The organism is Neptunicoccus cionae (genome assembly GCF_002860325.1).
GTDB lineage: Bacteria > Pseudomonadota > Alphaproteobacteria > Rhodobacterales > Rhodobacteraceae > Amylibacter > Amylibacter lutimaris.
This window is the reverse complement of the sequence record NZ_PKOJ01000009.1, coordinates 42,803-64,926: the sequence shown is the minus strand read 5'-3', so window position 1 is coordinate 64,926 and position 22,124 is coordinate 42,803. Positions and strand designations below refer to the sequence as shown.

The window sequence follows — 22,124 nt, the reverse complement described above, 5'->3', positions numbered from 1 at the left end:
AAAAAGCAATCCCGGATGCGCTGGCAAGGACGTCAGGCACCGGCCAATCCAAAAGGAAACATCCCATGTTCGCAGGAACCCTCACCCGCAATGTCGAGACCGCAGCCGCTCAGTACACCGGCATGATCCACTCGACGCGCTTTGACATCGCCATCCAGTTGGAGGCGCGGGCCAAGATGTCCGAACGCAGCCCGGATTTTGACGTGACGGCAGTCAACAAATCAGGCCGCAAGGTGCGCATCGGCACGGCCTGGAACGAGACCGGCAACACCAGCGGCAACCCCTACATCTCGATGCAGATCGATGTCGGCTTGGGCCCCTTCCGGGTCAACGCGGTGCAGACGAAAGAGGCGCGCGCGGCCCAAAGCGGCGAATTCGAGATCATCCCTCTGGTCTCGAACGGCCTGATGAAATCCGGCTCGATCTCGGGGGAGCTCACCGCCATGGACGCCGACAACGCCTTCACCGGCTACATCGCCAACATGATGTTCGATCTGGAGTTCATGCTGATCGAGAACAGCTACAAATCCGAGGAAACCCACCCCGATTACCGTATCGAGGTCAGCTCGCCCCGGGGCACACCGATCCGCGTCGGCTCGGCCTGGATGGCGAAAAGCAGCCGCACGGGCAATGACTACCTGTCGCTGCTGATCAACACGCCCGATGGCGACCTGCGCGTGAACGCCGTGCAGAACGAAGAGCAGCGCGGCGGGCAGGCCTTCTCCATCATCCCGTTCATCGACAGCGGTGAGCAGCCGCAGGACGCAGGCGCGGGGCTGTCGCTGGTCGCGTGATCAACGCGTAAGAATAGACGATCTGAACCGAAAGGGGAGCCGTGAGATCACGGTTCCCCTTTTGCTGTGTTTGTTTCAATAGAGCGATCGAACTGCCATTTCATGTGGAGGCCCGATGTAGATGCGATGCCGAGATAGGGAGCGCTGCGCGGGGTCTCCAATACAGTCAGACTTGTACAACCGCTTGAGCGGCAATCAAGGCGTCAACAGCAACTTGAACCTCGGCATAGAGCTCGGTCTCCGACTCTTCCGCATCGATTTCCACGATCAATGCATAGCGCACAGAAGGCAAACCTTCAGCGAGAAGCTTTTTCGATTTCCACCATCCAGTGACTGGGTGAACGGCCAACAAGTTCCGCCTTGCTAGATCTGACGCCTTGCATGTCAGTTGATCGATATGCAGCGATCCGACATGACGCCGATTGCTACCGTAGTCCCAAAGATCATCTTCGTAGCTAGCGGGACCATCAGGCTGTTCGGCCGCCTTGCTGATCCGAGCCAGGAACTGGGCTTCGCTCTCGCCAGCGCGATTGAGTTGGAAACGTAGATTGTGGGACGCGTAGCGATATCGAACGCCGCGCGAGGCCTCGGACGGGTTCGGAGCGATAAAGCTGCTGAGTGCCACCCGTAAGGTCACATCGGCATTGCCGAGCGCGCGCAAAGCCTCAACGGGCCAGGGAAGGGCGAACAGCTTCATCTCGTTGTGGACATCACCGCCGGTCTTTTCAGAAATCCCGTAAGGCGTAATCGTATCTTCCACGATGAGGGTCAGCGCGTTCGACGCACTGCGGCGGGCACGGGCCATGTCCGGCACACCATATCCATAGCGCTGAAAAAGTGGCGTGTAATGACCCTTGTTTGGCTGGGCTGGCAGATGTGCACGCATCTGCTGCGTCCACCGCGCTGAAGACACATAGAGACCACGGACTGTCTCGGGCCAAAGCGTCGGATAGTCAGACCAGAGTTCCGTTACATCCTTCGCTGCAAGCGCTGTCGCAGCGCTAGTGTCGAAGGTGAATGTGAAGGATCGGACCGGATAACTGTGGTGCGTCGAAAGGAGTGATAACCATCCGTGCCGCATTGGCGGAGGCATGGCACTTAGCGCCCAGTTTCCACCCTCAAGGACGACATCCGGCTTGTTCGGCCAGTGGGACGACCACGATGCAGTTCTCGAAGCTGGCGACAAGTCGCCGAATGGTGCAAGCGCTTGGGCCAGCTCTCCGTCTGGCAGTACGGTTTTCTCTGTAAAAGCTCCGACAGACAAAACATTCCACGCCTGGGCCGGCGATTCGATTTCGTTGTCCTCGTGATCGCATCGGTCGAGGTAGTTTCCGGCACCAAAGGTGAAGTTGTCGGTATTCCCTGCCGAAACAAGTACCAAGCGCTGTTGTTTGATGTCACCTGATACACCGGCGGCAAGCTGATCGACTTCCGTTGACCAGGAGGTGGGAGCTCCGTCGTGCGGCGTATCCTCACCTGTCGTCGTCGTCATGGCAAATGTACGGCGTCGGTGGCCAACCTGTTCTACTGTATTGATAGCCTGCTTGGTCACCGCGCCAAGGAGATGATGCGGGTTCATCCCTGCATCAGGCAGCAGCTTCACGGATTCCAAACGGTTCACGACCTTAACTGGGTTCGCCTGGTGCAGTTTCAGCGTCAGATCGCCAAAGAGCGCAAGTCCTCCCATCTCTGTGCCATGGCCCTTCACATCCTCCAGTCCCCAGGCCGGGTTGGCGGCATGTCGGTCATCCACGCTGAGCGCTGGCTGAATGAGAGGATGCGCGCGACTGACACCGGTATCCAAAAGCGTAACGTAGCCAGGATCGGGATTGTCAGTGTAGGTCGTACGGCCCGCGAGCTCGTCGACCCACTGCGCCTGTTCGGCCACCGGCAAGCCGTCGAAGAAATCCGCTGTGATGGTCGGAGCGGCAAGTGCGCGTACGCCACCCAGTCGCCGGACGGCTTGGGCAAGCTGATTGCGATCGGCCTGGACGACCACCACTGTATCTTCGGGAAACTCCAGCCGATCCGCGCCCACAGTCACACCATAGTTTGGCGCTGCTGCAACGAAGGCCTCGGTCATTTGGGGCTCGAGCCAAGCCTCCCAGACGGTCGCAACATCCGCCGCGGGAAACTTGCCTGGAGGGCTGCGCCATAGGGCACGCAATCCCGCTTCCGTGATGGCAGCAACGCTTTGCACCAGGTCCGCGTTCTTCGGACGGCCCGGGACAATTTCACCATCTTTCTCGCGATCAGGCGTGTCTTCAGTCCGAAACTGCTCGACCTTCATACGTAGCTTTTCGATACCCTTGGCAGTCGCAAACACCGTCGCGCGCTCTTGGGCGCCACCAGGAACTGGAGTATCTTCGATGCGAAGAAGCATCAGGCCGCTGGCGTCCAAGCTGTCCTTTTTCAGGCGCTCGTCGATGCGGGAGGCGACTTCCAGATAGACGCCGGGAAGTTCGGCTGCTGGAATATCCGGCAGCGCGTCGATTGCCTGAAGCAATGCTTGGGCGTGCGCAGCGCGATTGGGGACATCACTTGGTCTTTTGGACCCGCCCCCGCCCTTTGCCTGGAATGGGCGCGGCTGTCCTAGATTGCGAAGGTGAAAGTGTGGAAGCTCTCGTGCCATTGTCGTTGGTCCCTAAATCTTGGAGCGACCGTCGGCGTTCGAGGGCGTCAAGTAAATCCTGTGTCGCAATCTTGTCAGTATCATTCAAAACCGCACGTCTCGCGGCATCTTCCGCCGCCGCTACAATATCGGCTGTTGAGAGGCCAGTGGCGACATCCGTCACCCGCTTCCATCCTATTCGATTGAACGAGAAACCGATCAGACGGCGTTCGAGCGCTTGCCTAATGGCCGGGCCATCGGGCATGACATAAGGCAACACAAGATCGAAGCGGCGCAGCACCGCGCGGTCAAGAATTCCCGGCAGGTTTGTGGTGGCAATGACGATCGAAGGCCCGGTATCCTCATCTAAGAACTGCAAGAATGAGTTCAGAACCCGCCGGGCTTCGCCGACGTCGTTCTCACCGCCCCGGGCGGCAGCCAAAGCGTCGATTTCGTCGAATAGATAAATACCGCGCGTCGTCTTAATGGCATCGAAGATCATCTTCAGCTTCTGCGCTGTTTCACCCATGAACTTGGTGATCAGCCCGTGGAGCATGACCGAAAATAAGGGGTACTGCAGCTCCCCGGCCAGTGCCGACGCACTCAGTGTCTTGCCGGTACCGGGAGGACCTGAGAGGAGAACACGCCTCCGTGGCTTCAGGCCTTTTGCCTCGAGCTTTTCGCGCATGCGCGTCTCGAAAACGAGATGCGACAGTTCACTTCCAATCCTATCCGGTAAGATTACATCGATGGTTCGCTCCGTCGGATAAGACGCGGCAAGAAACTCTGCAAGATCGCCGCGAGGCATTGCGATAGGGGTGACTGCAGGGGTTCGCTTTGCTGGCGGTTTTTGCCCCGCTTCAGCCCACTGCCGCAACTGTTCAGCCAGCCGAGTGTGTCCCTTCTGTTCTTCGGCCGCCGAGAGTTGCATCGCCAGATCGTAAAAACGATCAGCGTCCCCTTCTGCGTGGCTCTTAACGAGACCGATGAGTTGTTGGGCGGAAGCCAAGGTCGGACTGCTCTTTCTGAATGATCATTTTCAGCGTTGATAGGATCTTGTCTACATCCGAACCCTTTAATAGACCAGACAATTTGCACGGTTTGCATGCGGAGTGTGTCGGTTTTGTGCACTCGACCATCGACCTGAGTCCCAGCCTTGCGGCCTCCCCAGCTCGGCTTCGCGTGTCGCAGGGGAGAACGGCCCTTCGGTCCGTCGCGCATTCGGCCTTGCGGCCTCACCGCGGCGTCGCACCCAGGCCCCCGGTTTGCCCGCCTCGCGAGCACGTCCCTCCCCGGCCGCTCCGCCGGATTGCGCTCTGGTCTGTTTTGCGGGGCAAAACGATTCCCCCGCTCCATCCGTCTCCCGCGTCCGGTCGGGCCGTTTGCCTGCTCGGGTCGGGTAAACCTACCGTCAAAACACACACATGAGTGCGGAAGCATATCCTCCGGATGGCCCCCAAATCAGCCCGCGTCAAGGATCGCAAAACTTTTTGGCGAGGGCGGCGCCAGTGGTGCGGGGCGGTCCCGTGCGTGAGGGTGCGCGTGTCTCGGGTGTCGCGCTCGGAAAACTTTTGCGCCCGGCAAGCCGGCGGCTGCGCCGTCCCTGACCCGGGCAGATTCGGAAACCAGGCATTCGGCCATGCCCCCACACTCACGTGGTGGCCTAGGAACCGAACACTGGAGACCAGACATGGCTTACGACACCGCAAACACCTACGAGACGATCGAACTTTTCGGACTGACCGAGAAGGACGCGCAGCTGCCGATCCCGGAAGATCACATCCTGACCGACCGCATCATCCGCGAAAGCTTCGAGGCTTTGCTCGGGCAGCTGCGCGGGACCGGGCTTGAAGCCGAAATCGAACCGCTGGCCCATGGGCTCGCGACGATCCTGCAGCGCCGCAAGGTGGCACTCGGCAAGGAGGTCGACCGCACCGCCGACAAGATCGGCGCGCTGGCAAAATCCCACGACGGATCGGAGATCGCTGAGACCGCGCTCGAAGAGGCGCAGGCGCGCTTTGTGCAGCTGCGCGAGATTGTCGGCGCCATCGAGGTGATGAGCGAGGCTGCGGCGGAATGCTACGAGATCGAAACGGGCCACGCCTTCATCCCGGCAGCCGGGTCGCGCGCAAGCGTCCGGGCGCAGGAGACCGGGGCGATCTTCGAGGCACGGCAGCTCCTGGAGCAGCACGACCGTGAAACCGCCGAGAAGTCGAAAGTCGAGGGGGTGCCCCTGATCGTCTCGGGCGCCACCGACTGGACCGATGTCGATGTGATCTTCAACACGCTCGACAAGGTTCGCGAACGGATCAAACAGAACCGCAATCAGGAGATCTTCCTCTGCCACAAGGGTGGCAAGCACGGGGCGGAGATGATTGCGGCTCGGTGGGCCCGGGCACGCGGGATAGCACAGGCGCGCTTCGATCCGCGCTGGTCCGCGCATGGGCGGGCAGCGCCGTTCAAGTGCAACGATGAAATGCTGGACGACAAGTTCGCGGCGACGGGGGTTGTACTCTTCGGCGGCAACGGGGTCGCGCTGAACCTCGGGCAGAAGGCGGAAGCGAAAGGTCTGACGGTCATGCGGGTTGCGGACCCGGCGAAGAAGGCGTCGCAGGATTGAAGAGAGGGGGTCGCGCTTGGCGCGGCCCTTTCGTTATGTCTCATGGTGCGTGCGATCGGTCACGCGTGATCGGCAGTCTGCGGCGTCCAGTACCGTTATCCCTCTACCCGGTCCGTCAGAGTGCGGTCCATCCGCATCGGTATGGGCTCGGGATGGTGCGCACCTCACGCACATCCTTAGCAGCACAAGACGCGAGAGATCGAGACGTCGCAAATGAGGCTGAAGACTTGCGCGTCCCTCGGGTGGTGTTTCGGAACATCGCGCGTACGCGGGCGGGCTCCGAAACACCCCGGCCAGGATCGGCAGGACGCGAACGCGGATGGTGGTGTCGGCGTGATGGCAAGGGCCATCCGGGTCTCTCCTTTTTGCTCATAGATGTGGATCGCACGGGGGCGGCCCAATCGTGCCCTCCGCTTCGCTTCGGCAAGCACAAATACGGCTTCCACGGCTGGCCGCGGACCCTCCGCATTTGCGCTTGCGACCGAGCCTCTTGCCCCCGTGCCGGGCGATCCCCATCGCAACAAGGAGTAACCCAAATGACCAACCACTACGTCGCCACCGTCCCCGTCAAGTTCACCGACACCGATGGCCAGGAGCGCACCCGTTTTCAGCGCGTGGGTGCGATGTTCCGCAACACCCGCAACGGGGACGGCTCGGAGTTCTTCAGCCTCAAGCTCGACTTTCCCGTCGCGGTCTCGGAGCTGGTGATGTTTCCACCGAGCGCGAAAGATCCCCAGGACTAAATCCTCTCACGAGAATGGGCCGCCCCAGCACGATCTTGGGGCGGCCCGATCCCTGTTCCAGGGATGCCGGTCTCTGCGCGTTCAACGGACGCACTCCGCCCGGAATGATCAGGCCGCGACAGACCGGCCAGTCAGCCTCAAGGGGGCCATCCACAAAAACCTATCGGCCAGGGCCTCCCGGTTTTTGCGGCAGAGATTTGGGACCAAATCTGGCCCTCCTTGACCCTGCCTGTCCGCCCTGTCGGTGGGGTTTGCACCCGCCCGCGTTTCCGTCCGAACACATGCGTGTTCGGCCAGAGCCTCGGGCGGGGCTGGCGGACGGGACCCCTAGGACAGATGGGTCGCCCGGTGGTGAGGGCGGCAGAGCCGCGTCCCTGCGGGCCGCGGGGGAAGCGGACCCAAGGCTTCCTGAGCCTGAATGCGACTTAAGTATATAATTGACAGCTTGGTATATTTTCGTAAGGTAGGGGCGGCCTTGGTGGAAGGTAGCAGGAAATAGGGGGTCTTTCTTCGCATGTCTCGCTCAAAACGCCTCATCGATACGGAGCGCATGGAGATCGTTCGCGAAGCTGCGGAAGGCGTTTCCACTTCAGTGCTGGCGGAACGGTTTGGCGTGTCGGTGCGGGCGATCCAGTACACGCTCAAAGTCGATGCCGAGCGCCAGACGGATGCCGCGATCCCAGTCTCAGCAGTCAGTGTGAAGGTCACGGCTGCGGAGCTTGCGGCGCTCGACGAGGTGCTGGCCGAGGCCGGGGTCGAGAGCCGTGCCGAGGGACTCAGGCGGCTCATTCAGGCGGCAGGCGGGGTGTTCGTTCCGGACGCGCAGATGGCAGCAGAGATGGCGCGCTACCGCGCCTCTCTGCACGAGGTCGGTAATGGGGTCGCGCAGATCGCCAAGCAGATGACGCAGGCCAACCGGCAGGGGCAGGGGGCTGGCCCGGAGTTTACCGAATTGCGCCTTGCGCAGATGCGCGGGCTGGCGCGGTTCATCCTGGATTCTGCTGACGAGATCGATCTGCTCCTGCGCCGCCGTCGCGATGGGATGCAACTGCAGGCCACTGCCGCGCTGAGGGAGTTTGCCCATGCGGCTGAATGATGCCGTCCATTCCGTCACGGGCGAGGTCTTCCGGGATGGCTGGAGCCGCGTCCGGGGCTCGATGCACGGTCTGCACGTGGCCAAGCAGACCCAGCTTACCCGCGCGGCAGCAGGGCATCGGCCTGCGGTCTTCAAGGCGATCCGGGGCGGGGGTACACATACGAAATCGCAGCTCGCAAACCAGCTCGATTACCTCACCACCAAGTCCACCCATATCGTCGACAGTAGCGGGTTCCTGGATGGGAAGGCGAAGCTCGAGGCGGGCGACATCAAGGACCTCACCGAGCGCTTTGCCAAGCGGTGGGATGCGGGCTTCAAGCCCAAGCTCGGACAGACCACCCACATGCTCATGTCCTTCCCCATCGGCACGCGCGGCGAGGATGTGCGCGACATTGCGACGGATGTGGCCGAGCGGTTCTTCCAGACCGATGCGGGGCATTTCGACTACATCATCGCGGTGCATGAGGACCGCGATCACCCGCATGCGCATCTGGTGCTGAACCGTCGCTCGCAGGAAGGCGAGTTCTTCTTTCTGGGGCGCAACCATCGCTTCAACTATGACGACTTCCGCCTCGCCATGGTCGAGGAGGCCGAGAAGTACGGTGTGCGCCTGGAAGCCACACGGCGGGTGGATCGCGGCGTCGTGCATTACCCAGCCCGCACCAGCGAGGTTTACGCCGCGATAGACGAGGGCCGCGCGCCCCGCGAGCGGGAACGCGTTGGGACCGACCTAGCCCGGACGCTGGCGGAGATCGCCAACACCAGAACCGTCTACCATTCGCTTGCCGCGGAAGCCTCCCGGGAGGCCCGCGAGGATATCGCCGCAGCACTTTTTCGCGCGGGCGAGGTGCTGGCGCATGGCGGGCAGGTGGATCGAACAGGAGATGTGTATATGGCCGAGGATCAAAGCTTTGAGAATCTGAGAAGCCTCTATGCCGAGAAGCTCACGCGGGTGCAGGGTATGATCGCCGAGAAGTCTGACGCGGAACGTCCCGTGCTGGAAAAACGTCTCATCGAGATCCAGACGCAGGTCCAGCACATGCAGCCTCTCGGATTGCGATCATCCACGCTGTCAGAGACCCCCTCGGAGGGCGGGATCTATTCCGAGGCCAATATTGACGCCAGCCAGCGCGAGCGACTGGCCGAGTCCGACCTGAGATCGCGCATTGACGTCGCACTACGGGGCACCGGGATCAGCACATCGGAAGTGGTGGCCCGGATCGAGACGGGCGCCTCAAATGCAGCGCTCGAGCATCAATGGATCGCCAATGATCTCTCCAAAGTGGCCGAGGCGCGGGATCTGAACCTTGAACGCCGCGCCGATCTGGAACAGGCGCGCAACATTCTCAACGATGTGCATGTGGAACTTGGGACGCTGCTGGAACGGGAGAACGTGCTACGCCGGGATGGTGTCATGGAAGCGGAACCGGTCAGCGAGCAGTTCCATTATCATGAGGGCGCGGTGCGGGCGATGGAAGGGACAATCCGTCAGGAGATGCGCGCAGACGGCCTGACCGCGCAGCAGATCGAGGACCGGGATTGGGAGGTTGTCTCGCGGGCAGAGCGCCGGATCGAGACCGAGCAGCGCGCGTATCTCGAGGCACACCAGGAGCTGCTTGCACGCCCTGGCGATGTGATCGACCGGTCTGAGCCCTACAGGGAGACCATCGCCGATGCGGCCCGCGCCAGCGAGATCACCCGCGAGGTCGACCGCATCATGGAGGGACGCGACCTCCGCACGCCCGTTGCAGATGCTGTCACGGATGACTTGCGCGCGCGCTATCCGGACATGCCGTCCCACCTCGCCCGCGGGCTTGGCGCGACCTATGCGGCCGTCGTCCAGATCCGGGACACGGAGGTCATCAATCAGGTCCGCCGCGAAAACGAGATGCGCGAGGGGCTCGGGTCTGGCACGCGCGACGAAGTTCTCGCGACCCGCGATGAAACGGCGGCGCGGTCTGAGCGTGCCGACCGCCTCGCAGATGAGATTGCACTTGTTTTGGACCATGAGCGGGCGGGGGAGTTGTCCGCGCCCTTCGAGACCGAGGCGGAGCGGGACGCCTTCCGGGACGAGATCTCGCGGGTGCTGGATGACCGCCAATTGGGCCGGCTTACATCCGGCGATGCCGATGCGCTGGAAAAGGTTCTCGAGGACCGCCTCGACCGGCTCTATGTAGCCAAGGTCTACCTGCAATCCGATGCCGCGACGGCCAACACGGAGGCCTTGCGCCAGGTGGTCGATGATCTCTCCGACGCCGAATATGAAAAACACCGCGCGACAGACTTGGATGGCGAGACCGAGCGGGGTCAGGTCCATTGAGCGCCTCCATGGGAAAAGCGCGGATCGCGACAGGGGTCTTGCTGGTAACGCTGGTGACCGGGGCCATGGGCTATACGATCGCCTCGGCGGTGCTGACCTACCAGGATCTCGGCTTCGGGGCCGAGATCGACTTTGCCTATATCGCGCAGAACTATCCGGCGATCCTGGACCGCCGCCCGGAGGACGCGCAACTTATTCACCTGATCATCGGCAGTTTCGCCGCCGCCGGCCTGATGCTGAGCCTCGCCCTATCGGGATCGGCCCTCACACGCTTTGGCCAGACCCATTGGCAAAGTGCGCGCGAGATGAAGGCCAATGGGTTCTTCGGGGCGCCCGGGACCGGGTTCATCCTCGGCAAGCTGGGGACGCCGGGCTCCCGCGCCAACTACATCTGCTCTAAGGTCTTCCCCCATGCGCTGATCGTGGCGCCCACCGGCCGCGGCAAGACCACGGGCTTCGTCATTCCGAACCTGCTGACCTGGCAGGGCTCCGCCGTGACGCTCGATGTGAAGGGCGAGTGTTTCGAGGCCACGGCCCGGCATCGCGCAGCCCAAGGTGACAAGGTCTATCGCTTTGCCCCCACCGATTGGGAGGGCAAGCGCACGCATCGTTACAACCCGCTCCTGCGCATCTATCAACTGAAAGATCCCGCGCGCCAACAGATGGAACTGCAGCTCCTGGCGAGGCTGTTCCTGCAGAGCGACAACGACCGGGTGCAGGGCCTCCTCAAAGGCGGGATCGATCTCTTCGTGGCGGCAGGGCTGCTAGCCTTCCAGCGCAAGCGCCCGGCCTTGGGCGAGATCTACCGCATCGCGGCCTCGGGCGGGAACAAGCAGAAGGAGTATTTCGCGCGCGGCCATGAGGTCGACAACAGGGCCGCCAAGCTGATCTTCACCCGGCTGGCCTCGACCAACAACGATACGCTGACCTCTTACGTCTCGCTCCTGATGACCTCGGGGCTCGACCAATGGCAGAACCCAGCCATCGATGAGGCGACGGCGGTGTCGGACTTTGATTTCCGGACGATCCGCAAGAAGCCCTTTTCGGTCTATCTCGTGGTCCAGCCGCTGATGGTGAAGCCGCTCGCGCCGCTGATCCGGCTGTTTTTCTCCGACCTGCTCTCGGCCATGCAGGAAAAGGATCCCGGGCCAGACGAGCCGTGGCCAGTGATGATCATGCTCGACGAGTTCAACCGTCTCGGCAATATGCCCATCGTGGTCGAGAGCATCGAGACCCTGCGGACCTATCGCGGCCACCTGGCCGTCGTGACACAAACCATCCCCGCCCTCGATGAAATCTATGGCGAAAACACCCGCCGTGCGCTGCAGGGCAATGCCGGCGTGAAACTCTATCTCACGCCCTCGGACGAAAAAACCGTCGAAGAGCTGAGCAAAGCGGTTGGCAAGACCACGAAGACCGTCATCACGCGCTCCCAGTCCATCGGGAAGAACCCCTTTGAAGGACGCAGCCAATCCACGCGGACTGAAGAAAGCTCCTTGCTCCCTGAAGACGAGGCGCGCCGCCTACCGCTCGATGAAATCGTCATGGTTATCGATGCCCAGATGCCGGTCCGTGCAAAGCGGATCCAGTATTTTGACGACCGGCTCTTTAAGGCGATCCATGCGGCGCAGACGGGTGAATTGCCGTTTCCAGAGCCGGGGGGAGGGGGATCGCAAGGCACGCTGCCGCTGAATGTGCGCGCCATGCCGATGACGCCGCCGTCGGATGGGCCAGGGGGAACAGGAGCCGATGTGGAGAGGGCGAGCCAGGCTGGCGATGGTCAACCGTCAGGCCAAGCCGACGCCGCTCCAAAGAAGACCGCGCCTGTCGTTCAAGCCGTTATCGCCGAGGAGCAGCGACAGATGGAAATGGATTTTGCTGTCCGTGTCGCGGATGCTGAGGCAGCGGGCGAAGGCGATGAGGCGCAGTTGCGCTCAGCTGTCGATGGCTTGGACGACATGGAAGCGTTGCTGCGTCAGGACAGCAGGCAAAAGCTAGTTGCTCGATAGGATGGCGGGCGCGTTCAGGAAGTTTGCTGCCGCATATTTAGGTCTGACGTGTCGCATTCGCTCAGTGTTCTAAGCACAGCGACAGAATTTTTTCGGCATAGACCTGAGACGCGTGTTCTACCGAGCTCTTCGTCACCAAGAATACCCACATCATGAGTCCAATTATTGCGGCTCCGCAAAGCAGTGCCCCGAGAACGAACGCAGTCGACCCGATCTCGAGATCATACAAGAAATATGCACTTCCAAGAGTCACCGTGGTGGTGATTGCAATGCCCAATGGTTTCAACCCGAGCAAATTGCGCGCGAACCCATACGCAATGTTCTCATTCAACAAAAGGCTTGCTTCTGATTGCGGGCGGGTGTGCTCAAGCAACCAACGTACTGCTAGTAAGCGTTCATCCTGAGCGGTCTTTGGGTCCTGGGTCTCATCAACTAAACTCGGCAAGATAATCTTGCTATGTTTCTCAATGTATGAGCGACACCTCGTCTTCATGTTCTTGGGTAAACGATCATCGGAAAGGGAAAGCAAAGACGCAGTATGCAGACGTCCAACTCGGCTGCCCATTTTGCGCTCAACATTTTGACCAGACTTTCGCGCCAACCGGGTCAACGCGAACAGGACCCCGCAAGTGACGACAAATGCAGCTATGGCACCCAATTGGGTCCAAACAGCTGGAAACCAAACAAAGACAAAAAGGAGCGCGGGCAACAGCGTCAAAAGCGCCGGATTGAGACGGGCAGTCCTATCGTAGCGGTCCATACCGAACATCTTATCCATCTGCATGAACTCTTCGATGAAAATTAGGCATTTTCGTCTCCTCCGAGTTCGGAGGACAAGCCCACCGCCTCTGCGATAAGCTGACGGTACCCAGTTGGGGTTCGGATAATCATCAGAACGGGAAACAGCTGTCCAATTGCAAGCTTGGCCGCTGTACTGAAATCAGTTGCAGAGGGACCAGTGGACGCAAGGTGATTGTGCCACGTTCCTAGCGCGTAGAGAGTGTTTCCCGAAGACTTGGATAATTGTGCGAGCTGATCACTCAAACCTTCGGTACCCAGAACAAACTCCGTTTTAGAAAATCTGCTATCGGGCGGAGCTGGAATCGTATCTACGACTTGAAAGACGTTACCGATGGCCGAGAAGCGCCCGACCAAAACACCGCCGGTTTCAGATCCCGGCTTGCGCGCAATTTCAGCGTCAATTTCTATCGTAACCCGGCGGGCAAGCCGCGTTTCAAGCGCGCCCATCTTGGGTCCTTTTACGATGGTATAGGGTTCAACGTTATGGCTTTCCCAATTCTGGGAAAGACCATCGGCCTGCAGGTGCCCAATGTTGAATTGCCCACTTTCATCTATATACCTCCCGGAAAGCACGTCGCTTGTCAGCTTCGCGAGCGGAGCCGCCATCATAGAAAGCCGAGTGTCTGAGGCAATCATCGAGAAGCTCGAGCATCCTTGACCAATGATGATCTCGTCAGCGCTTTGGCCCATCACTTTAGATCGGAGTGCGTCGTCGCTCCGTAAGTGGTGATAAAACTCGGTCATCAGGTCGCTGCTACTGGGGTTGGCTCTCTGGCCTGACACCGAGAAGAAACCAATGTCACTATCACCCATTAGGCTTGCTTCCATCACCCGTGGTGTCTTGCCCTTCGCCCAATCTGTATAGCTCAGGGTTTCCCGCAAAACCGCAGAGGCGGTAGTGTTCAATATTGCTTTGGATTTTTCGAGCTTCAGTTTTCTGCGAAGCTCTTTGGTGCGCAGCACAGTGTTGGCATCAATCCGATACCCATCCGTCTCCTGCGCAAGTTTGCTGACGTCATGCGCAAATTCCCCAGCTTTGGAAGAGTAGAACATCGAATCCAAATCAGCAGAATACGGCAAGCAGGAATGTCGCGCGTAATTGTGCGGTTCCATGGTGTCGTTGTCTACGACCGATATCGGGGCACGGCCGGACCGCGCGAGATGCATCGCAATTTTCGAACCTAAGCTTCCACAACCTAGCATGGACCATGAAAGCCATTGCGAGCTGGGATCACCATGCGAGGTTCTTCTTAAGACATCGATCGAGATCGAATCTCTGTGGCCCGCCAAACGGACAATCGCACTTGATGTCGGCTTGAGATCATCCACAGATTGGAATTCGATCACATATGGGCAGATTTCAAGAGGTGAGGCTTGGCCAATGAGATTGAACGGTCGGCGGGCGATCAATATCACTGTGACTGGCAACGCCTTTTTGATGGTATAACCGTTGAGCTTCGAACGCAGCCACTTCATCCTCTCTGCCAGCATCTTGCCGCAGCCGTAGAGTTCAGCGCGTTCGTATAACTCTGCAACGTTGCCTACTGTCTCTGGAAGATAGCGGTCACAGATGATTGGCTTTCCGTTTGGATGCTTGCCGGGCCAGACAATCAGTCCGAGGCTAAACCCCGTCCATTCGTTGTCACCTTTCGGGACCTGTCCAAGGGATTTCAGTGTCTTTTCATCAATTTTGACCTGCTCATTGCCCTTTAGACAGATTCGATAGTAGGGGTCGGACTGACCCATCTGCGCAAGAACCCACGTACGGTGCCAAGTCCCGCCGGACCTACGTTTAACTACACTCCGGATCTGCGAGGCATCTCCAACAATAAGGTCGTTCAAGTGGTCACGCCGAACAAATTCCCAACCATGTTTTGGATCATTCAGTTTCAGCATCGCTGCTCGATCGAGCCAGTCCAGAAGTTGCTGGAGAAGCGCAAGAATACCGCCCCCGGACTGAATTAACTCACGTGGAGATCCGAAAACGAGGCACGGTTCGGGCGCTGAACCGGCTGCACTTGGCTGTAAGTGAGGATGGGACCGGTCAAAGTCGTCCCGTAAACTCGGGCGCGGTGCAAACAGAGGGAAGGAGACAGGAAACGATAGTTTGACGGGCTCGACACGTCGTACTCCCGACGGGCTTTCGCCTCGAAACCGAGATGGAAGTTCCGATTTGATTTGTAGAGTCACATCCACCGGACAATCGTCATCAGCCCGCGACGCAATGGCTATGCCGATTACTTGAGGGTGCTTGTCCAGTGTGCGAATTGCACGGGCAATGGCTACGGGAACGGCTAGAAGATCATCGACGGTTACCATGCAGCTGACTCATGCCAAGTCTGAGCCACAACCATGAGCATGAGCCTCGACTCCAAGAGCGGACGATGAAGAGATAGCGGCTGCCATTTTCAGGGACGCGACTTTTGGACCATGTTCGGTGATTTCCATCTTTAGCGGCTTGTCACCTTTTTCGTCCTCTAAACACAGGAACTCCCCATTGATTTCCGCTTCGCTCAGAATGGCTTCATATTCTTCCTTTGCGCGGATACAGGGCGGATCGTTGTCGTCGTCTACAACACTCTTACTGCTGGCCAGGATTATTGCACCGCCGTTTGCTTGCGAAAGAGCTGATCGGGCATCTTCAGAAACTACCGCATCTTTTCCCTTTTTGGACCAGCTGTCGTGCGACAGTGACCGCCAGGAACAATGATGGGGCGCGATCAAGACATCATATGCAAGAACCTCGGGAGCTTCAGAATACTCTGCCCAAATTTTCTCCCAAATCGCCACTTCGGCGTCACCACCAAACAGGTACTGGGCGGCGTTTTCGGTATCATCTTTCGCAAGCGTAAACTGAGTGATGACACTAGAGTTATTCTTGCTGAGCAACTCTTCTTCGTCTTCATCGTCCGTGACCGGCAGCGGAGCCAACAAGACCGCCTTGAAACTGTCATCTGCTACGCCGCAAATCTCGGAAAATGCCTCGCCCGTTTTGATCAGAATGTCGGCCAAATCATCCGTCTTGCCGTCCGCATCCTCGCTCAGGATCAAAATTCTGCTTCCGTCTTCGATATCTTTGTCCTGGCGGAACATTTCAACGCGCCGGCGCGCTTCTGTCGCCCAAGCCTTTGCGTCAGCGCAAAGCTTGTTGGTACTGCTGGCACGTCTAAAAACAATTGGGGAAGACCACATTTCGCGAATTATGATCTTGTCGTCTTCGGGCGACCAATCCTCAATTTTGCCGAGATGAAAATGGTTCTGCAGTCCAGAGCAGTGATCCATGTCCGGATGCGTCAGCAAGAATGCATCGATAAACAGACGTCCGTCGCTGTCACGGTCAAGCGCTTTGCGAAGCTGTGCTCCAACATCAGGCACATCCTCATCTTTGTAATCAGCAGAGGCACTAATATTTATGTCTACGAGAATATAACGGCCACTCTGTGTTTTGATTAGGCTCATGTCACCATTGGCGACTTTGAAATGCGAAGTTTCGACGCTCATCAGTACTGCTCCTTAGCTTGGAAAACCTGAGTGACGCGCCTCCCACCGAATCGAACAAGTTTACGCTTTGTTCTCAACATAGTTGATCGAGGATAACCTTTCAACAACATGTTGTGTCCCGCAATAGGCATCGCCAAAATTCTAGTACTGGCTAAGGTCTGCTTTAAAAACCTGCGCCGCTGCGTTGATGGGATGCGCAGATGTCCACTTCGTTTTGGGCCATCACCGCTTGCCAAGGCGTCCCAACCTTGAAAGCTGTGCCAGCATCCGGGCTCCTGTTCCAGTCGTATCACCGGATGGAGCTACGGTTGGCCCACCAGCAGTATTGGGTCGGCTTGGCAACGCTTGCACACCAAAAAATTGTCGCGCGCGTAGAGCTGCATATTCCGCTCCAGTCGCACCTCCGATGGCGTAGCGGTTGTAGACCTGTTGGCCGCCTGCAAGCCCTCGGGCAAAAGCATAGCTACCGCCGAATCCAGCTGAGAGCGCTGGCATCATGATGTTTCCAGAAATCGCCCGAACCAGGAATGGCGTTGCTATGATGAATCCCTTTGCCATCAGCACCATCATGAAGAACGGAATGAGCGCGCCGATGTTGGAGGCGCCTTCCGGGTCGCCCAACTCAGCAAGAAGCGCACGCGAGACACCAGTGATGGTCGCAAATACGCCGGCAACGACGATGGGGTACATCGCAAAGGAAATCAGCGCCGAAAGCCAGCGCGCGAAATAGTCCTTGGTCACCTCAAAAAGGGTCAGGAAGATCATGACCGGAGCAATCCCGATCAGCAGAGCGATCATGAGCCTGGACGCAACGACGATGAACGCCGCCAAGCCACCGAGGATTGAGAGCAGCAAAACCCCAAGGGTGTCCAACAGGGCACCGGCCATCCAGTTCAGTTCAGAGCCCGCGGCATTCAAATAGTCCCCGAGCGCCGCGATCAGGTCATCGAACTCCTCTGCGAAGGTGCCGGATGGGCCGGGTGAACCGCCGCCGACTGAGGCCACGAGCGACCCGGCAATGCTGTCGATCCCGTTCAGGATCGCCGCAGCAAGGATGTTGAACTGCACCCAGTTGGTTGCAAATGCGCCTATCAGCCCGACTTTCACGGCGAGCCAGAAGGCCGTGCGCCCGTCCATGGCGCGATACTGGTAGATCGTGTTGATGAAAACCAGAATGACAACGAGTGTGGTGCCGAGTACGAGCATCGTTCCGACTGTTGCAGCGACCGCACCGAACTGCGTCTCGGCAGCGGTATTGAGATAGCCTTCAGCCGTTTCCACGAAGTAGGTGACGACACTCATGGAACCCTACCAGTTCCCGGCGGCTTCGCAGATTGGCATGGCTTCGCGTCGAATCTCATTTGCCTGCCGTCGGTATTCTGACGTTGCTTCCACGATGTCCCAGTATTCAGATGCGGCGAAATGCTCGACGAAGACGCCTTCGGTTGCCTCCCAAGAAGGATACCGCGTGGGACATTCACAGCTTTGGGCTTCAACGATGCGTTGCATGCTTTGTGCCCGGTAGATTTGCTGAATCAGCAGCCGTTTGTGGGACTCGCGTACATCGATGTCTTTCATCCACTGTGGCTCTGGAGGCTGGTCGGGACAAACATCTGGCTCGTTGTCGAGCGTTGGGATCAGGTTCCGTTCAGCGACGCCAGCGGTTGCGCCAAGAACGACGAGCACGCTTCCGATTGCAACGGCTCGCATCATTCTGATGCCGCCTTCGTACCAGCAGTCTCGCGCTTCAAGAACGTGGTGTAGCCGTAGTCACCGGCATCGGCGGTGATGACTTCCCACCCCTCCGCGCCGCGCTCATTTAAGGCACTTCGCATCGCGTCGTAGTCCTTTTGCTTCTTCACCTGGAAGAACAGGATGTCATATTCAAAGGTCTTCATTGTGAAGCTCCAATCTCGGTTGCGCCGGGGAGGAAAAATTCTGTGATGCCGCGTCGGCCGTCGTGGCGACCGGCCTGGATGATCACATCGATGGAATTTTCGATGTACTGGATCATGTCGGCATAGGTCATCGGGATTTCGGTCTTGAGTGCCGCGATCGCGAGCCTTTGCACGGCTAATTGCGGGGTTTCGGCATGTAGCGTGGTCATGGACCCGCCATGGCCGGTGTTGATGGCCTCGAGGAACGTCATTGCTTCCTTGCCCCGCACCTCGCCGAGGATGATCCGGTCGGGGCGCATACGCAGCGTTGCGGTGAGCAGCACATCGGCGGTCTGGAACTCCGCATCGCGATTGGCGATGAGGGTGACGGCATTGGGCTGGGTCGGCAGAAGCTCGGCGGCTTCCTCGATGGTGACTATCCGTTCCTCGGCCGGCACGTGGGCAAGGATCTTCCGTGCGGCGACGGTCTTGCCGGTGGAGGTGCCGCCCGAGACGATCATGTTGAGCTTGTTCTCGACGCAAAATGCCAGCGCATCATCGATCACGCCCGCGGCCACGACGGCGCGCAAGGCGCGCTTCTTTTCCACGCGCAGGTCTTCCAGTTTGCGTTCCTTGCCATAGAGGAAATCGAGCGCGATGCCCTCAAGCGGCAGGCTCGAAAAGAACCGCAGGCTAATCGACATGGCCGAGAGCACGGCAGGTGGGGTGATCACCTGAGCTCGGATGGGTCGCCTCTTATAGGTGATCGAGACCGAGACGATGGGGCGGTCCTTGCTCATCGTGGTGTTGGCAGAGGAGGCGATCTGGTTGCCGAGGTCCTTCACTTCGGTTGCGGTCAGATTTTTGTCGAGCCTCCGCATGAAATGATCACCCTGGAATTCGCCCCAACAGGTTCCGTCTGGGTTGATGCAAATCTCGATGACATCGTCGCGGGCGGCGGCGTCGATCCGGTCGAGCGAGGTTTCGAGATAGCTCAGCGACATGGGCTCAGAATATCTCCAGATCGCGGTCGACCATCACCGTGACGCGGGCGCCCTGGTCGACATAGATAACGGGGCCGATGGAGAGGTAATCGCCGATCACGCTGTCCGTGGCATCGGCAAGATCATCGCCAACGTCTTCGAGCACATCCGCGGCGGTCTCATCCTGGACGTTTGCAGCGGCAGCGCTTGGTGCGGCGGAAATCAGCGAGATCAGTGCCGCCGAGCCGAAGCGCTCATCAAAACGGGTGTCGACAAAGCCCGTGACGCCGGAGCGGCCCAACTTGTCACCCCCGAAAGAGCTGATCTGGATGGTTTGATTGTCGGGCAGGATGATCCGGTCCCAGGCGATGGTGACGCGGCGCTGCGCGATATCAACGCCCGATCGATAGCGCCCGATGAGGCGGGAGCCGCGTGGGATCAGGAGGCGGGAACCATCGAAACTGAACACATCTTCTGAGACCACGGCGCGGGTCTGGCCGGGCAGGGAGCTGTCGAGGGCGGTTTCCATCACGGCCTGGATCATCGTGCCCTGGATGATGGTGTTGGAGGGGTTGGCGATGACCTCAGCCTGCGTGACGGACGTGGGCAACGCGCCATTCAGCACGAAATCCGTCACCTCGCCAAAAGTGCGTTCGGTCAGAGCCGTTTCATTCGCTCCGGAGGCACCGCCAAAAGCGATGGTGGGCGAGGTGATGCGCCGCTCCTGAAAGGCGCGTTCCTCCGCGGCGCGGCGCTCCAGCTCGGCCATGCGCCGGGCTTCTTCCTCGCGGCGCAGCCGTTCTTCTTCCCGCGCGCGCAGCTCATCCTCCGTAGGGCCCGCTGGAGCGGGTTGGGGTCGGCTGGCCTCGAGTTGGGCCAGTTCCAGATCCATGCGGAGTTGCTCAAGGCTGCGATCCCGCGCTGTGAGCTCATCGCGAAACTGCTGCTGCGCGGCTTCCGAGGCGGACTGCAGGGCGGCGATCTGGGCGGTCAGCGCATCGATGGCTTCGGCGGCTGCCGTATCTTCTTCCACCACCGGTTCGGGCGCATTGCGCAATTCTTCGATCTGGGCCTGAAGGGCTGCAAGCTGTGCCAGAAGTTCTGCATTTGGTTCGACAGGTTCCGGTGCGACCAGAACCACTTCGGGCTCTGGTGGAGGTAGGGTTTCGATGGCGCCAAAGCCGTCGCCCTCGTTCTGGAACACGTCCGGCGTTGCCGTGGGCAGGGCTTCCTCTTCTTCGGGTTGGGACACGAGATAGAGCAACGCACCGCCCGCGCCGATCACGAGGACGACGACCAATGCGAGAAGAGGTGAGCGCCGTTGGGTCGGGGGTGAGCTCGCGCCTTTGCCTTGTTCGAGCGCGGCGAGGCGTTTCTCGAGGTCTGCGTTTCCGGTGTCGCTCATGATCCCACCCCCGCAGGCGGTGTTGCCTCGATACAGACAACCTCTTCCCCGATCCTCAACACCCATTGCCTGTTCACCCCGGAGACCCGGATCACACCGTCGTCGGTGGCTTGCGTATTGACCGTCCGCTCGCGGCCATTGGCGTAACGGAAAATCGCGGGCACGGGCGCGTTCCAAGGGAATTCGAAATATGTGAAGGTTCCGTCATCCCAGACGCGGGTCGGGGTGAACTCGGTGCGCGCGCTGGCCCCGTAATTGTAGTTCGGCGCTTGCGCAGCGATGGCGCGCGTCGGACGTGTATTGTCCTCGGGGTAGCGGAACTGGACCACATAAAAGGTCGGGCTGCGGACCTCCTGGACGTTGAAGTAGTAGCTGCGGCGGTTGGTATAGACCGTGACATTGGTATGGACACCGCGTGCGACAGGCTTGATCGCGAAGGCCTGACCGCCCGGGACGCCATCGATCTCAAACCCTTCCGTGTCGCCTGCGATGATCGAGCGGATGCTTTCACCCTCGCCGAACTCGATGGTGGTCACATGGGTGAGCGAGACGTTGAGGCGGTAGACCTGGCCCTCCTGGTAGGTGGCCAGCCGAACCCGGTTGTCATTAGGCCCGCCGCGCGGGATGGCTTCGGCGAAGGCGAGGCCGGGCAACAGGGCAATGACAAAAACAAGCGGTCTTAAAAAGAACAACGTCAATTCTCCAATCTGTCGGAGCGGATGGAATATTCGAGCACTGTGAATCCGAACGGATTGGTCCAGACCTCATCGATGGAGCGGCGGGTCTCGGGGCGGAACTCGAAGAGAAGCGTGGCGGTGAAAAGACCGGTCTGGACGCCGTTGATGGACGTCAGGCGCTTGCGCAGGCGCACTGTGGCGCGGTTTGTGCCGATCCGGTTGATGCTGAGGATTTCGACGTCGAGCCGAGCATTGGGGCCATAGACCATCGGCGGGTAATTCTCATTGGCGCTGTTCCAGATCTGGCGCAGTCCGCTCTCGGCAGCCCCGTCGGAGCGCCGCAGCACGCTCCGGATGCGCAGGTCATTGTCGAGCTGGTTGTAGACCTCGCGGTCCGTCACGTAGCGGAACACCTCCGCCTCGATGATCGCCTGGTTGGCTGTGACAGACGTCGCGCCCACCGAGGCCTCGGGCAGGGCAAAGCCGGTGGCGGGATCATAAGGCACGACCACAGGCGGCGGATCGACATCGAGGATCGCGACAGCCGCCGCGCTCAGGCATCCGAGGATGCCGAAGATGAGACCGATCAGCCCAAGGCGCTGCCAGAGCCGTTCGCGGCGCAGGGCACCGTAGACCAGTTCTTCCTCGATGATTTCCTGTTCACTCGCCACCATTCAGGCCCCCGCT

Annotated in this window: 18 protein-coding genes; 6 read left to right on the top strand and 12 right to left on the bottom strand. The window is 59.6% G+C overall.

Annotated elements, in window-relative coordinates; all coding sequences use genetic code 11:
- Window positions 1-65 precede the first annotated feature (65 nt).
- Entirely contained in the window at window positions 66-794 is a 729-nt protein-coding gene (locus tag C0U40_RS18010; RefSeq protein ID WP_101657199.1) for a DUF736 family protein, read from the top strand.
- Window positions 795-960: 166 nt separating this feature from the next.
- On the opposite strand, the gene C0U40_RS18005 is transcribed toward C0U40_RS18010, so the two are convergent.
- Both C0U40_RS18005 and C0U40_RS18000 read right to left on the bottom strand, forming a co-directional pair.
- Complete coding sequence (locus C0U40_RS18005) at window positions 961-3,300, bottom strand: S8 family peptidase (RefSeq protein ID WP_286135094.1); 2,340 nt, start codon at window positions 3,298-3,300, stop codon at window positions 961-963.
- 31 nt (window positions 3,301-3,331) lie between these two features.
- Window positions 3,332-4,414 carry an AAA family ATPase gene (locus C0U40_RS18000; RefSeq protein WP_101657197.1) on the bottom strand — a complete coding sequence of 361 codons (1,083 nt, stop codon included), beginning with the start codon at window positions 4,412-4,414 and terminating at the stop codon, window positions 3,332-3,334.
- Between the two features lie 681 nt (window positions 4,415-5,095).
- Here C0U40_RS18000 and C0U40_RS17995 point away from each other — a divergent pair.
- The 5 genes from C0U40_RS17995 to C0U40_RS17975 all read left to right on the top strand — a co-directional run bounded on the left by C0U40_RS17995 (window position 5,096) and on the right by C0U40_RS17975 (window position 12,193).
- Window positions 5,096-6,025, top strand: coding sequence for a DUF2493 domain-containing protein (locus C0U40_RS17995; protein ID WP_101657196.1), 930 nt, complete (start codon window positions 5,096-5,098; stop codon window positions 6,023-6,025).
- A 536-nt stretch (window positions 6,026-6,561) separates the two neighbouring features.
- Complete coding sequence (locus C0U40_RS17990; protein WP_007120662.1) at window positions 6,562-6,768, top strand: hypothetical protein; 207 nt, start codon at window positions 6,562-6,564, stop codon at window positions 6,766-6,768.
- Between the two features lie 514 nt (window positions 6,769-7,282).
- Window positions 7,283-7,864 (top strand): helix-turn-helix domain-containing protein, encoded by a 582-nt coding sequence (locus C0U40_RS17985; RefSeq protein ID WP_101657195.1) that lies wholly within the window; start codon window positions 7,283-7,285, stop codon window positions 7,862-7,864.
- Window positions 7,851-10,184 carry a relaxase/mobilization nuclease domain-containing protein gene (locus C0U40_RS17980; RefSeq protein WP_101657194.1) on the top strand — a complete coding sequence of 778 codons (2,334 nt, stop codon included), beginning with the start codon at window positions 7,851-7,853 and terminating at the stop codon, window positions 10,182-10,184. Before C0U40_RS17985 ends, C0U40_RS17980 begins: the two co-directional genes overlap by 14 nt.
- An 8-nt stretch (window positions 10,185-10,192) precedes the next feature.
- Window positions 10,193-12,193 carry a type IV secretory system conjugative DNA transfer family protein gene (locus C0U40_RS17975; protein ID WP_101657193.1) on the top strand — a complete coding sequence of 667 codons (2,001 nt, stop codon included), beginning with the start codon at window positions 10,193-10,195 and terminating at the stop codon, window positions 12,191-12,193.
- A 61-nt stretch (window positions 12,194-12,254) separates the two neighbouring features.
- On the opposite strand, the gene C0U40_RS17970 is transcribed toward C0U40_RS17975, so the two are convergent.
- From C0U40_RS17970 to C0U40_RS17925, 10 genes are all read right to left on the bottom strand, one after another.
- Complete coding sequence (locus C0U40_RS17970; protein ID WP_145991957.1) at window positions 12,255-12,971, bottom strand: hypothetical protein; 717 nt, start codon at window positions 12,969-12,971, stop codon at window positions 12,255-12,257.
- Window positions 12,972-12,994: 23 nt separating this feature from the next.
- Complete coding sequence (locus C0U40_RS17965) at window positions 12,995-15,313, bottom strand: ThiF family adenylyltransferase (protein WP_101657191.1); 2,319 nt, start codon at window positions 15,311-15,313, stop codon at window positions 12,995-12,997.
- Window positions 15,314-15,322: 9 nt separating this feature from the next.
- Window positions 15,323-16,495: a metallohydrolase gene (locus tag C0U40_RS17960; protein WP_101657190.1), complete on the bottom strand. Its 1,173-nt coding sequence runs from the start codon at window positions 16,493-16,495 to the stop codon at window positions 15,323-15,325.
- Window positions 16,496-16,717: 222 nt separating this feature from the next.
- The gene (locus C0U40_RS17955) at window positions 16,718-17,797 is read right to left on the bottom strand and encodes a type IV secretion system protein (protein ID WP_101657189.1); all 1,080 of its coding nucleotides are present in this window, start codon (window positions 17,795-17,797) and stop codon (window positions 16,718-16,720) included.
- Between the two features lie 6 nt (window positions 17,798-17,803).
- Complete coding sequence (locus C0U40_RS17950) at window positions 17,804-18,208, bottom strand: hypothetical protein (RefSeq protein WP_101657188.1); 405 nt, start codon at window positions 18,206-18,208, stop codon at window positions 17,804-17,806.
- Window positions 18,205-18,393 (bottom strand): hypothetical protein, encoded by a 189-nt coding sequence (locus C0U40_RS17945; protein ID WP_101657187.1) that lies wholly within the window; start codon window positions 18,391-18,393, stop codon window positions 18,205-18,207. The genes C0U40_RS17950 and C0U40_RS17945 overlap by 4 nt, the downstream gene beginning before the upstream one ends.
- Window positions 18,390-19,376: an ATPase, T2SS/T4P/T4SS family gene (locus C0U40_RS17940; protein ID WP_101657186.1), complete on the bottom strand. Its 987-nt coding sequence runs from the start codon at window positions 19,374-19,376 to the stop codon at window positions 18,390-18,392. Before C0U40_RS17940 ends, C0U40_RS17945 begins: the two co-directional genes overlap by 4 nt.
- Window positions 19,377-19,380: 4 nt before the next feature.
- Complete coding sequence (locus C0U40_RS17935; RefSeq protein ID WP_101657185.1) at window positions 19,381-20,760, bottom strand: TrbI/VirB10 family protein; 1,380 nt, start codon at window positions 20,758-20,760, stop codon at window positions 19,381-19,383.
- Window positions 20,757-21,452, bottom strand: a complete 696-nt coding sequence (locus C0U40_RS17930; protein ID WP_101657184.1) for a TrbG/VirB9 family P-type conjugative transfer protein — start codon at window positions 21,450-21,452, stop codon at window positions 20,757-20,759. The genes C0U40_RS17935 and C0U40_RS17930 overlap by 4 nt, the downstream gene beginning before the upstream one ends.
- Before the next feature lie 2 nt (window positions 21,453-21,454).
- Window positions 21,455-22,111: a virB8 family protein gene (locus tag C0U40_RS17925; RefSeq protein WP_101657183.1), complete on the bottom strand. Its 657-nt coding sequence runs from the start codon at window positions 22,109-22,111 to the stop codon at window positions 21,455-21,457.
- Between the last annotated feature and the right edge of the window lie 13 nt (window positions 22,112-22,124).